The organism is Curvibacter microcysteis, assembly GCF_028649455.1.
Classification (GTDB): domain Bacteria; phylum Pseudomonadota; class Gammaproteobacteria; order Burkholderiales; family Burkholderiaceae_C; genus Curvibacter; species Curvibacter microcysteis.
Genome location: NZ_JAQSIO010000004.1, coordinates 45,403 through 58,544, shown reverse-complemented (window position 1 = coordinate 58,544; position 13,142 = coordinate 45,403). Strand labels below are relative to the sequence as shown.

7 protein-coding genes are annotated in these 13,142 nt (G+C 60.0%); 2 read left to right on the top strand and 5 right to left on the bottom strand.

Annotated features, from left to right (window positions below):
* Positions 1-311: 311 nt before the first annotated feature.
* Both PSQ39_RS11840 and PSQ39_RS11835 read left to right on the top strand, forming a co-directional pair.
* Positions 312-3,062: a DUF3987 domain-containing protein gene (locus tag PSQ39_RS11840; RefSeq protein ID WP_273927008.1), complete on the top strand. Its 2,751-nt coding sequence runs from the start codon at positions 312-314 to the stop codon at positions 3,060-3,062.
* Positions 3,063-3,097: 35 nt separating this feature from the next.
* The gene (locus PSQ39_RS11835) at positions 3,098-3,730 is read left to right on the top strand and encodes a hypothetical protein (protein WP_273927007.1); all 633 of its coding nucleotides are present in this window, start codon (positions 3,098-3,100) and stop codon (positions 3,728-3,730) included.
* Here PSQ39_RS11835 and PSQ39_RS11830 read toward each other — a convergent pair.
* From PSQ39_RS11830 to PSQ39_RS11810, 5 genes are all read right to left on the bottom strand, one after another.
* On the bottom strand, positions 3,727-6,849 hold the full coding sequence (locus PSQ39_RS11830) for a type I restriction endonuclease subunit R (RefSeq protein ID WP_273927005.1): 3,123 nt from the start codon (positions 6,847-6,849) through the stop codon (positions 3,727-3,729). The two genes, PSQ39_RS11835 and PSQ39_RS11830, sit on opposite strands and share 4 nt — an antisense overlap.
* 2 nt (positions 6,850-6,851) lie before the next feature.
* Complete coding sequence (locus tag PSQ39_RS11825; protein ID WP_273927004.1) at positions 6,852-8,969, bottom strand: DUF4357 domain-containing protein; 2,118 nt, start codon at positions 8,967-8,969, stop codon at positions 6,852-6,854.
* A gap of 20 nt (positions 8,970-8,989) precedes the next feature.
* Positions 8,990-10,330, bottom strand: coding sequence for a restriction endonuclease subunit S (locus PSQ39_RS11820; protein ID WP_273927003.1), 1,341 nt, complete (start codon positions 10,328-10,330; stop codon positions 8,990-8,992).
* Positions 10,327-12,165 (bottom strand): type I restriction-modification system subunit M, encoded by a 1,839-nt coding sequence (locus PSQ39_RS11815; protein ID WP_273927001.1) that lies wholly within the window; start codon positions 12,163-12,165, stop codon positions 10,327-10,329. Before PSQ39_RS11815 ends, PSQ39_RS11820 begins: the two co-directional genes overlap by 4 nt.
* A 337-nt stretch (positions 12,166-12,502) precedes the next feature.
* A complete protein-coding gene (locus PSQ39_RS11810) occupies positions 12,503-13,057 on the bottom strand; it encodes a hypothetical protein (RefSeq protein WP_273927000.1) in 555 nt (184 codons plus the stop codon).
* Between the last annotated feature and the right edge of the window lie 85 nt (positions 13,058-13,142).

Below are 13,142 nucleotides of genomic sequence, written 5' to 3'. Positions count from 1 at the left end.
CTACCCGAGTCAGGTGGTAGTGGCGCGTCGGCAGCCCCAGAAGCGCCCGTAGCGGCCTCTTCTGACGATCCCCAGCCTGATCCCGACCCCGAGCCCCGACGACAGTCCTATCGGCCTGTCCTGATCACGTTTTCTGACCTACAGGAGCTGTTACGACTGCGACGGACTGCCGTGCATGAGTTGTCTCGCCAGGTAGGCTTCCCGGTGCCCATCATCGTCGGTAGGTCCAAGCGATGGATCCGCGTTGAGGTCGAACAGTGGATTGAGCAGCGCGCGGCCGCCAGAAAGGGGGCGCCCAAATGAACGCCCAAATGAATGAAGCCCCGCTGGCGGCAACCAGCGAGGCCTCTCAGGAAAAACAGCAGGAACACCAAGATTTTCTCGCAAGTGGCGTGAGTGGGCAAGCTTCCTACCCCGCCAATTCGGTCTTTTCTGAGTTCGCCTGGAAGTACCTTGAGCGAAAAATTAGCATCGTTCCAATCGCCCCGGGCAGCAAGAAACCCGGCGAATGGTCAGAGGTTGATGGTTGGCGAGGAATGTCCAAATGGACACGCTTCGCCGAACGGTTGCCCACCAGCATCGAGCTGGAGCACTGGGAGCGCTGGCCAGGGGCCGGTATCGGCGTTGTGTGCGGCAAGCTGTCGCGCATCGTTGCCCTGGACAAGGACTACGACCTTCCGGCCGGGGGCAATGATGCCCTTGACGCCATCATCCCCTACACCCCGGTGGCCAAGAAGGGCGCCAAGGGCTGGACCAAGTTCTACCGCTACAACGGCGAGCCCTCCAAGTCCTTCGACGTGGGCGGCAACCGGGTGCTGGACATCCTGTCCGACGGTCGGCAAACCGTGGTGCCGCCTACGGCCCACCCCAGCGGCTGCAACTACGTGTGGCTGACGGAGGAAACGCTGGACAACCTATGGCCCATTGATGAGCTGCCCCAGCTGCCCGACGACTTCATGGCCCAGGTCGAGCGCGTGCTTGCCCCGTACCAGACCGAGGAAGACCGACATTACCAGAAGCCTGCGCGAGCGCCCAAGGACAGCCCGGACGTGATTCCGGGCGAGCGCTCGATCCACGCCCAGTATTTCCACGACCTGAACCAGCACGCCCTGGCCAACCTTGGGGCCTGGGTCACCAAGCTGGTGCCCACGGCAAGGGCGCACGCAGACGGGTTCCGGGCCATCGCCACCTGGCGGGCCTGCGAGAACCCCAACGTCGGCATCCACCCCCACGGCATCATGGACTTCGGTGGCAACTATGGCATGACCCCCATTGACCTGGTGATGGACGCCAACGGGACCACGTTCGCCAAGGCCACCGAGTCGCTGCGCTTGTGCCTGCCGAGCATGGAGCCCGAACCCATCACGATGACCGTCAACGGTGTTCCTATCGGGTCCGATTTGAAGCCGGGGGGCGCAGCCTCTATCGCTGACTTCAGGGCGATCCTGCAGCAGGGGGCGGGTGGCCAGCGTACAGGGGCAGCAGGGCCGAATGACGGCGATTGCATTGCCGGTTTGCAGGCGGTTTTTGACGCGGGGTGTGCTGCGCCAGCACCGGCAAGCCTTGAAGAAAAGCTCGAACTATTACCCTGGCCTCAACCCATTGATCCTTTTGTAGATCAACCCGCACCGCGCTTCCCACTGGACCACCTGCCAAGGCCGCTTGCCGAGTATTGCCGCGACTTCAGCGCAGGCTCAGGGTTCGACGAGGGGGCCGTGGGCTTTTCATTGTTGGTCGCAGCTTCCGGATTAATTGACCATCGGAACAGGTTCAATGTTGGGCCGCTCTCTGTGCCGTCCTTTCTTTGGGGGATAGTCCTCGGCAAGGCCGGTGACGGAAAGTCCCCCGTGATCAAGGCGGCCATGAAATTCCTCGCCGAGATCGACAGGGAAATGGTCAATGAATCGAAGGAACGACACGAATCGGACTATTTGACGCTGCCCCCGAAGGATCGCAAAGTGACCTCACCCCCCCCGTGGCGTCAATTGATTGCTGGTGATACCACCACGGAGGGTTTGGCCAAGCTCCTGGTGGACAACCCTGGTGGTGTGGTGATCCACTTGGACGAGTTTTCGGAGTTCTGCGGGCGAATGGATGCCTACAGTGGCACAGCGGGCAAAGACCGACCGATCTACCTCAAGTCTTTTGACGGGGGGAGGCAGACTGTCAACCGCAAATCTGACCCGATGCCGATGGTCTTGGATAACTTTAGCGTCGGCGTTTTGACCGCCGTTCAGCCCGAGAAGTTGGCACAAATGCTACAAAGGACGGGCACATCGGACGGCCTCTTTCAGCGCTTTCTCCCCCTCTTGATGGCGCAGCAGCGCCCAGTTGACTACTCGCACAAGCGGTCACCCCAAGTCGAGGATCAGTGTCGCTCTGTGTTTTTGACCCTTGCCCGCATGGCCCGGAGCGGCGAGCCCCGGAATCTTGATGCAACACCCGGGGCACGTGCCGTGGCGGAGGCATTCCACAACCACATGCAAACAGTCGCCCAAGGTGTGGCCGATGTCCGTTTGGCTGAGCATTACAACAAGTTCCCAGGGTTCCTAGCTAGGGTCGCATCAACGCTGCATTGGTTGGAGTGTGCCGCCACTGGCCAGTTTCGCGAGGCCGTCTCCGAGGCGACGATGAACAACGCCAAGGCCATTTTGATGTGCCTCTTTCGGCACAGCCAAGAGACTTACAAGGACATTGACCAGCAAGGGGGGGTCGGCTCCGGGCTGGTCAAAGCTGCGTGCGAAGCAATTTTGACCAAGGGGTGGGAAGCGGTTAGTCGAGGTGATCTGACGCGGGACGCTACAGGTTGGCGGAGCGCTAACGATCAAAGCACAAGCTGGGCAATTGACCTCTTGATCGAGTTCGGTTGGGTACAAGACATCACGCCAAGCCGCAAGGTTGGGAAGCCAGGTCGGCGATCTGCTGGGTTGTACCTGGTTAACCCCGAAGTCCATCGCAAGTTCCAAGCAGAGGGGGTGCGGATTGCAGACAGGAGAAAAAAGATGTCCGAGGCAATCCAGGCGGTCGCTGAATCCCGGAGATCGAAAGTGCCCTGGCAATAGTTGGAAAAGTTGTATGCGCGTATGAGAAGAAAAATTTGAAAAGCTCTCTCTTTAATTTTTTCACTCGTACGCGCATACAACAAATCCAACTTTTCAGCTCTAACAACCCTACTCTTCTCGACACAATGGGTTCAATACTTTCAGGCCGTCACGGCCTCAGGGCAGCCCGGCCAACCAATGAGCAGATCCCCTCCTGGCGCCTGACCAACAAGGCGCTGTACGGGGTCAGCGATGGCCGCCAAGCCATCACAGCCCGGCTGGAATCGCCTGACCTGGTGGTGCTTTCTGCTGGGCGCCTGGTCCAGCCCGTCGGCCTGGTACACCAGCCGCGGCATTTTGGAGGGGCCATGCGCTGGGTTTTGTGCCCGATCTGCGACCGGCGGTGCGGTGTGATCTACCTTCACCATGGCCGGTTCGGGTGCCGGCAATGCCACGGGGTGGTAGCGGCCACCCAGCGCGAAAACCGGCGCACTCGCCTGTTCAGGCGTGAGGCGGACATCCGCCGTCGCCTGGGTTGGCCGGTGGGGGTGTTTGACATGAGCCTGGGCAAACCCCGGTACATGCGGTGGTCGACCTTTGCTGCGTTGACCGCGGAGTTGCTGGAGGTTTCCAGCCTAGCTACAGGCTTGATTGAGGAATGGACGGCCAAGGCTGAAAAGGTCTTTTAAGGCGACGTGGAGTCCCTGCCCTGAGCCCTCGCTCTGAGTGCCTCATAAAGCATCGCCGGCCCGAGCAAGGTATCGGTCAGACCATCCCTAATCTTCTCCGAACCCAAAGCCTGGGTACTCATCGTCGTGTGCGCGTCCAGAGCATCCATGATCGCGTTCAGCACGGCCGCCTTCAGGTCCGGCGAGTTGGCGAACTGCTCCTTCGAGTTGCTGCCGGCCTGTTGGACCAGCAACTCGTTTTCGAGGAGCTTGCCCTTCAGAACGCCGTTCACGTAGATGAGCTGGTCATCGTCGCTGAGCTCACCCTCAAACAACCCGTTCACCTTCTGGATGATTTCGTTGAGGTAGGCCTGCTGCTTCTCCTGCACCGAGCCCGTTCCCACCGCATCCATCGGGGGCAGCTTGTAGGTGCCGTCGGCGTTCAGGTTCAGGGACTGCTTGCCATGGTTCTTCAGGGTGTGGTGGGTCAACACCACCTTCGAGAGGTCCACCGTGTCGCGCTCCCGGCCGAACTCCAGCAGGGGGATCAGGCGCTTGAAGAACAGGAAGCGCTTCTCGATGTCGGTGTTGCCGTAGTCGAAGATTTGCGAGAGGAATGAGTAGAGGCGCACGAAGCTGCCCATGTCGTTCTTGAAAAGCACCAGGACGTCGAGCGCGTCCTTGGCGGCCTGGCTCGCTTTCTCGTCCCCTTGTTCATCAGCCCAGGTTTTATCGGCCTTGGCGGCCTTGTAGCGCTTCAGAAGGCGGTCGGCCACCGGGGCAATCGCGGCGTCGAGCTGCTTTTGCGTGCCGTTGGGGTCCACGTCCACCTTGGCGACGCGCTCCACCTCAAAGTCGTCGTAGTGGCCGCTGGCGTCGAGCTTGGCCCGCAGGTCATAGACCAGGTGCGGGTCGGTGCTGGCCTCCAACTCGGCCGTCTCGTAATAGGTCTTGAAGGCCTTGAGGATGTCGGCGGGCTCGTTGACGAAGTCGAGGATGTAGGTTGTGTCCTTGCCCGGGTGGGCGCGGTTCAGGCGCGACAAGGTTTGCACGGCCTGGATGCCGCCGAGCATCTTGTCCACGTACATCCCGCAAAGCAGAGGTTGGTCAAACCCGGTCTGGAACTTGTTCGCCACCAGGAGCAGGTGGTAATCGGGCTCGGCAAAGGCATCGCGGATGTCGCGCCCCTTCAGGCCCGGGTTCAGGTCCTTGCTGGATTCGGTGACCGGGGCCGGGTAGCTCTCGGGGTCGTCTACCTCGCCCGAGAAGGCCACCATCACGCCCAAGGGGTAGCCCTGGCGCTCGATGTAGGCCCGGATGGCCTTTTGCCAGCGCACCGCCTCCTTGCGGCTGCCCACCACCACCATCGCCTTCGCCTTGCCCGCGAGAAGGGGTTGCACGTTCTCGCGGAAGTGCTCGACCACCACCTGTACCTTTTGCGCGATGTTGTAGGGGTGCAGGCGCACCCAGCTCATGATGCCCTTCATGGCCGCGCTGCGCTCGACCTGGGTCTCGTCGTATTCCTGCCCGTCATGGGCGAGCTTGAAGGCGAGCTTGTAGCTGGTGTAGTTCTTCAGCACGTCCAGGATGAAGCCCTCTTCAATCGCCTGACGCATCGAGTAGACGTGGAAGGGCAGGGGGAAGCCGTCCGGGCCGGGGCGGCCGAACAGCTCCAGGGTCTTCTGCTTCGGGGTGGCCGTGAAGGCGATGTAGGTCAGGCTCTTGGCCCCGGCGCTGTCGGCGCTGCGCGCGGCCATCTGCGCGGCCAGCAAGGCCTCGGTATCGACTTCGCCACCATCTTGCAGCGCCTCCCATTCTTCGGCCGATAGAAGCTGCTTGAGCTTGGCCGCCGCCTCACCGCTTTGCGAGCTGTGGGCCTCGTCGGCAATCACCGCGAAGCGCTTGCCCTCGGTGGCCGCCAGGTCTTGCACCGCCTGAAGGGCGAAGGGGAAGGTCTGGATGGTGCAGATGATGATTTTCTTGCCATCTTTGAGCGCCTGGCTGAGCTGGGCGCTTTTGCTGCCGTGCTCGTTGGTGATGCTCTCCACCACGCCGTGGGTGCGCTCGAAGTCGAAGATGGCCTCCTTGAGCTGAGCGTCCAGCACATTGCGGTCGCTCACCACCAGGACGCTGTCGAACATCTTTTGATGCTCGGCGTTGTGCAGGTCGGCCAGGAAGTGCGCTGTCCAGGCAATCGAATTGGTCTTGCCCGAGCCCGCCGAGTGCTGAATCAGGTAGCGCTGACCGGCACCATTCGCCAGCACATCGGCCACCAGCCGCCGAGTGGCGTCGAGTTGGTGGTAACGAGGGAAGATGACGTTCTTCGGCTGCTTCTTGTCGTCGCGTTTTCCGATGAGGTAGCGATGCAGGACGTCGAGCCAGCTATCACGGGCCCAGACCTCTTCCCACAGGTAGGACGTGGCAAAGCCCTCGGGGTTGGGCGCATTGCCCGCTGCGCCTTCGTTGCCCTTGTTGAAAGGCAGGAAGTACGTGGCCGGGCCCGCGAGCTTGGTGGTCATCATTACCTCGCTCTGACTCACCGCGAAGTGCACCAGGGCGCCCCCAGGAAAGCCCAGAACCGGCTCCAGCACCCCGCCTTTGGGCTGGGGTAGCCTGTCGAAGCGGTATTGGTCCACGGCGTCCTGAACGCTTTGGGTGAAGTCGGACTTCAGTTCGGCAGTGGCCACTGGGAGGCCGTTCAGGTACAGCACCAGGTCGAGCGCATCTTTGGTGTTGTTGGGCGAGTGCCGAACCTGCCGCACCACCCGCAGCCGATTGGCCGCGTAACGCTCCAGGGTAGCCGGGTTGATGGCGAGCGAGGGCTTGAACTGCGCCAGGATCAAGGGCTCTTTGAGCCCAATCATCTCCACGCCACGGCGCAGCACATCGAGGGTGCCGCGCTCGTTGAGGTTCTTGCGCACCCGCTCGGCCAGGCGCTCGGCCAGTGCCGGGCCGTGGGTCTTGGTGAGGCGCTGCCAGGTCTCGGCTTGGGTGGCCTCCACCCAGGCCAGCAGGTCGGGCAGGAAGAGGCCGCTGGCGCGGTCGTGGTGCTCGGCATCGCCCTCGGCGTAGAGCCAACCGTGGGCCGCGAGGTGGGCGCAGATTTCTGACTCGAAGTGGACTTCCTTGTGTAGCGCCATGCTCAGACCTCCGAGCGGCCTGTCGCTGGCTGGTTGCCCGGCAGGTTGTCTTGCCATGCTGCATAGGTGATGGCAGTCCCTTTAAGTCGCCAGGTGTTCCGGCCATTGTCGGTACGACCCAGGACCGTGGCTGAGGCGGCGCTAGGGCTCTTGAAGTCCGTGTCACAAGCGAAGACAAGATGGGTACCGGTCTCGGATAGTTTCAGCGCCCCCGATTCCCGCAGGTCTTCTCGCAGTTGCGAATAGGAGTGGGGCTGGCCAGACCAATCGAGCTTGACCTGTGAGCCTGCAAGCACAGTAAATGCCTTGCCACTTTCCTTCGCTGTGGCGACGAGACCGTGGCGCGAGCTCTCAAGCTCGAAGATGACGGCATCACCTGCTGCTGTCAGGTCAGCCAACAGCGCCTCGGCCAGCTCTGCCTTGCTCTTGCGGTCCTCAAGGCGCCAATGCGCCTCCAGTTTCGCGAGCAAGGACTCCTGGCGTTGTTGCATCGCTTCGGTGTGCCATTCCGCGTATTGGAGAACCTGAGTCGTCAGAGCAAATGCGCAGACGCCTCCCTTGCTGAAGTAGGCTGATTTCTTCCAGTCAAAATCTCGGTTACTTGCGGAGCTATTCTTTTTGCGGCTCAGCAAGGTTAGATTGCCGAGTCTGTGGACCCAGAGCTGGTGCTCTGCCTTGTCGGGTACCCAGGTTGCCCATTGGCTGTTTGGAGCCGGTTGCTGAGGCATGACGTGCTCAACCGAGACAACTTGATGTTGGTAGCTGGCACTGCCGTCCGACATCAGGCGGTCAAGTCGCAAAAGCAGGAGTGCCAATGCACGGGGCGAATGGGTCTCGTACAAAGGTCCACTTAGCGCGGCGTAGGTTTGGTACTGCTCGTCTGACGAGAGTTGGAGAGGGGATGTGGTGAGTGACAGGTCGGCGCCTGCTTCGACGGCATTGGTCAGTGCCGAAAAGCGTTCGATGCGGTCATTGACTCCTGTTTTGCGAGCCAACATCGAATACCCCAGCCGCTCCAAGTCTCGAAAAAAGGCCAGCACCGCGTCAGGTTGCTGCCGATGCGAGACGAAGAAGGTTAAGGCTGGAGGCACCCAGTCCTTGAACTCCAGACGGTTCAGCCATCGAAGGTGCTCGTTCACCTCTTCGGCGTGGTGAGTACTTGCGTAATCGGCATCTCGTAGTTCGCCGAAGGCTTGGGCCATCGGAAGCAGCACGTTGTCAATAAAGCTCTGTGATTGTTTGGCCGGTGCAACATGCTCTTTAAACTCCTTGAGCAATGTCCCCTGGGACTTGGCTTTACGGTAGACCATGCGAATGTGGCTGAACAGTTCGCCAAACTCATCTCGCCCCAAGTCCTCTTCTTCGTCTTCCCATTTCTTTGTGTACGCGTCGCGTAACGCTGGCGCAATGCCGCCGATGATTTCCGCTTTGAGGATATCTGTCGCACTCAGGTCCAGGCCGCGACTGTTGAGTACACCGAAAATTCGATAAGCCGAATCAAGGTCTGGCGTTGCCACAGTGACGAGGTAACAGCGCGTGATGACAAACTGCACAAGCCGCACCAGCTCCGCCTGCGGCATTTTCGCGAGGCCCTCCATGAATACCAGTGCATTCGCGCGGAGGCGGCTCTGGGCGTCAGGCAACACCGTATTAAGCTGTGCAAGCTCTTGTAGACCGTTCTCGTGTTGGACGTAATCGCGGAAGAAATCACGGTCGCGCTCTCGCAGGAGCAGCCGGTATCGCGGTTGAGTCCCTTTAACTAAGCTGCCTCTTTCATAGATGCAGCCTGTGATGTCCTTCTGAAGTTCGGCGTCATTAACTGACGCGCGGATAGCTGACAAAAGTAGCGTGAGCGTCGTCAGTCTTTGCTGGCCGTCTACAACGGTGGCGTCGGGTACGGCCTCGGTCTTGATGAGTACGATGCTACCGAGGAAATACGGCGCAGCGTCGTTGAGTTGATTTGGCGCAGCAGCCAGGGCGCCCAGCAAGTCGTCCAGCAACTCCTGCGCTTGGTCTCGGCCCCAAGCATAGGGGCGCTGGTAGCCCGGAATAGTGAAGGCGTAGTCGTCACTGAAAATTTTAGAAAGCGACTGCTCTTTGGCGGTCAGCGTATGACTCATTTTTTCTCCCTAATAATTTTTCAGATATTTCGGACATCAATTTTGCCGGTTACGGCGGCGGAAATGAGGGCGGAGCGGCGCTCGTTGAACAGGCCGATAGCCCGCTTCGCACGGTTTGTCAGACTATCAAGCTTGCCAATTTCTGATTTGAGAAATGCCAAGATAGTCCGTTGCTCGCTTTGCGGCGGGAGGACCACTGGTAGCTCCATGATGTTCGTCGAGGAGATAGAAGCCAGATTTGTGCTTTGCTTCGAGCGACTCATGAAGTAAAACTGAGCGTATCGGGAACTTGTGATCAGGTTGAGCCACTCCGAGCTAACACCATGCGGCCGCACCGCAAAGACGTGGTTTTGGTGAATACAGTCAGCAATCTCACCACGCCAGACGGCACCACGCCCAAGTTTGTCGAAGTCGCCGCCCTCGTTCATCAGAACGTCGCCAGGCGCTAAGCGATACCGCTCTAACTGTTCTACCTCGATTTCGATGATGGCCACATCGTCAAGAGCGAGATAGCCATCCTGAACATTCGCTACCCGGAGGTAAGGGATTGCGATGGTTTCTTTGTCCGCAGTGTCTTTGCCTTTGGCAATGCCGGTTTGCACGGATGCGATGAATTTGAGTCTATTTACATCCCAATGCTCCGGCACCTCCCCCAACCACTCCACCCCCGAGTCCTTCATCGACACATCGGGATTAAGGCCCTTTGTGACGGCGTGGGAGATGGTGGCTTGGCGCTTCTCGGCGAGCAGGGTCAGGAGCTTTTCTTGCTCGGCAATCAGTGTGTCGATTTTGGCGGTTTCGCGGTCGAGGAAGGCGGTGATGGATGCTTGCTCATCAATAGGTGGCACGACTAGCGGCAACTCCATGATGTTGGTCGAAGAGATGGACGCAAGGTTGGTGCTTTGCTTGGAACGCGTGAGGAAATAGAACTGCGCCCCTGCTGAACTGGTTACCCAGTTGAGCCACTCGGATGAGACCCCTTGCGGCCTAACCGCGAACACATGGTTCTGGTGGATGCAATCCGCAATCTCGCCTTGCCAGATGCAACCTCGGCCCAGTTTGTCCGCGTCGCCACCTTCGTTCATCAGCACGTCGCCGGGCCTCAAACGATAGCGAGACATCGCGTCAGCCGTCACGTCGATGGTGGCCATGTCATGAAGCACCAAGTGACCGTCCTGAACGTTAGCCACACGCAAATAGGGTACGGCTACCGTGTTCTTGCCCTCGTTGTCCTTGCCCTTGGCAATGCCCGTTTGAACAGCGGCGTATCGCTTCAAAGGCGCCACTTCCCAGTGCGCCGGCACTTTCCCTAGCCAATCAAATCCACTGTCCTCATAGTCTGCGTATTGCGACACACTCATTCCGCCAACTCCCCCAGCATCTTCATGATGCTGCTCGTGACGGCCTTCAGCTCTTCGTCGATTTCGTGAAGGCTGCGCAGCGGCTCAAAGACGTAGAAATGCCGGTTGAACGGAATTTCGTAGCCCACCTTCGTCTTCTCCGGCTCAATCCAGGCATCGGGTGCATGAGGTAGCACCTCGCGCGCGAAGTAGGTTGTGACGTCTTCGCTAAGCGGAATGTTCTCGGTATCGCGAAGGGCGCTGTCGGCCTGGGGCTTGCCCTTTTGCTTGCCCTTGAGGCCCAAAACCACGTTACCCGCCTCATCGCGCAGGGGGCGCTCGACGGTGATGGTGGTGTAGCCAAAATCCTCATTGGCGAAGATGCGCGAAATCGGCACCTTCTTGAGCTTGCCGCCTTCGGGGTGCACGGGCGGGGCATCGGTCGCGGTGACCAGGCGGGTCTCGACCTCCTTGCCCTGGGCGTCGAACACGGTGAACTGCTCCGCCTCGGTGAAATCACCGAACAGGCGGGTGACGGTGGCGATGTGCTCCTCGCTCATCTCCTTGCGTTTGCTGCCGAGGCTTTTGCGCATCTTTTGCCAGAAGGCCGAAGCGTCGATGAGCTGAACGAAGCCACGTCGGTCCTCGGGCTTCTTGTTCGACAAGACCCAGACGTAGGTGGCGATGCCGGTGTTGTAGAACATGTCGGTCGGCAGGCCGATGATGGCCTCGACCAGGTCGTTCTCCAGCACGTAGCGCCGGATTTCGCTCTCGCCGCTGCCGGCGCCCCCGGTGAACAAGGGTGAGCCGTTCAAGACGATGCCAAAGCGGCTGCCGCCCTCCTGGGCCGGGCGCATCTTGGACAAGAGGTGCAGCAGGAACAGCATCGAGCCATCCGAGACCCGGGGCAGGCCCGGGCCAAATCGGCCGTCAAAGCCCTTTTGCTCATGCTCCTGCCGCACGGCCTTCTCCACCTTCTTCCACTCCACGCCGAAGGGCGGGTTGGAGAGCATGTAGTCGAACTTGCGGAGGCCGTGGCCGTCGTCGCTCAAGGTGTTGCCCACGACGATGTTGCCGACGTCCTGGCCCTTGATGAGCATGTCGGCCTTGCAAATCGCGTACGACTCGTCGTTGAGCTCCTGGCCGAACATGGTCAGACGGGCCTGGGGGTTGTGCTCCAGCAGGTACTCACCGGCCACAGAGAGCATCCCGCCCGTGCCCGCTGTCGGGTCGTAGATGGTGCGCACCACGGCGTTACCGGCGGTGAGCACATCGTCATCCTCGATGAACAGCAGGTTCACCATCAGTCGAATCACCTCGCGTGGGGTGAAGTGCTCCCCGGCGGTCTCGTTGCTGATTTCGGCGAACTTGCGAATGAGCTCCTCGAACACCCCGCCCATCTGGGCGTTGTCCACCACATCAGGGTGCAGGTCGATGTTCGCGAACTTCTCGGTCACCAGGTAGAGCAAATTGGCCTTGGCGAGGCGTTCCACCTGGGTGTAGAAATCGAAGCGCTCAAAGATGTCTCGGGCGGCCGGAGAGAAGCCTTGGACGTAGGCGTAGAGGTTCTGCCGGATGTGGTCTTGGTCGCCCAACAGCTTCGCCAGGTCGAGCGGCGAGGTGTTGAAGAAGGTTTGGCCGGCCTTGCGCTCCAAAAATGGGTCAGGGTTCAGGCCCAGTTTGGTCTTGGCCTCGAACTCGGCCAGGACGGCCGGCTTGGTGGCCTCCAGAACGCAGTCCAGGCGCCGGAGCACGGTGAAGGGGAGGATGACGCGCCCGTATTCGGACTGTTTGAAGTCGCCGCGCAGCAAATCGGCGACGGACCAGATGAAAGACGAGAGGGCTTGGTGGTTCATGGACTTCTAACTTGACGTTCATTGATCTTCACTGCGAAAGTGCGTGACTTGAACTCGCCAGTAGCTAAATTTTAGGACGTGGGCATCGAGGGTATTTTTCGGTGTCCAAGGATGGGTGCTGTCGCTGATCCGCGCCTTTGGTGCGAATGTCGTCCATCGAGGTGGCATGCCGTCTTCGGTCGGGTCTGGGATTGGCCGCTAAGCCCTGCCGATGCTGCATAGCTGGCCGCTCATCGAAGCACCCGGGCCGCCCTCATAACAGCATCCGGTGTGTGTGCCGGCAGGTGCCTCCGACATGATCGGCGCGTCCCACAGTTGGTTGTGGGTTATCAAATGATTAAGCAAAGTCGCCCTGTGCCACGCCGAGGTGCACGCGCTCCAGATGCTTTCGCACGTTAGCCTCATAGTCGTTCCAATCCTCGACTTGCTCACCACAGGCCAGGAGATGCATCAAGTCGCGCTCCAAGGCTGCCCACTGGTCGAATCGTGAAATCCAGAACCAAAGGGTGTGTCTCGGCGCAGAGTTGCTGCTGGCAAAGTATGTCAGGATGCCGGGGTAGCGTGCCTTGACCTCGGTGTAGGTTTCTAGATCAACACCGCCCCACACCCAGTCTGCGTCCTTTGGGATCGGCAAGGTGGGCGCGGGGCGCTGGTAACGCCACTCGTGGTAACGCGTCAGCTCGCGCGCTACGTCCTTACGGATCGTAAAGCGCTCCATGATCTCGACTGGAGTGTCATCCATGAAGCAGAGGGAGAAGTCCGCCATCTCCCAAACCTCTTCAATTGGCCTGCTGCGATAGTCGTCGTAGGCCTCCTGGCGGAGGGCCTCAATTCTGGCCAAATCCGCCCCTGTGTAGTCCTGGGGCTGCAGCAAATAGTCGAGGTAAGACATCGGCTAACTCTAACTTACCCACAAGCTTTTGGTCGGGCGCTGGCCTGCCCTGATACAGGGTAAGCTTTAAGACAAAACAGCTGTG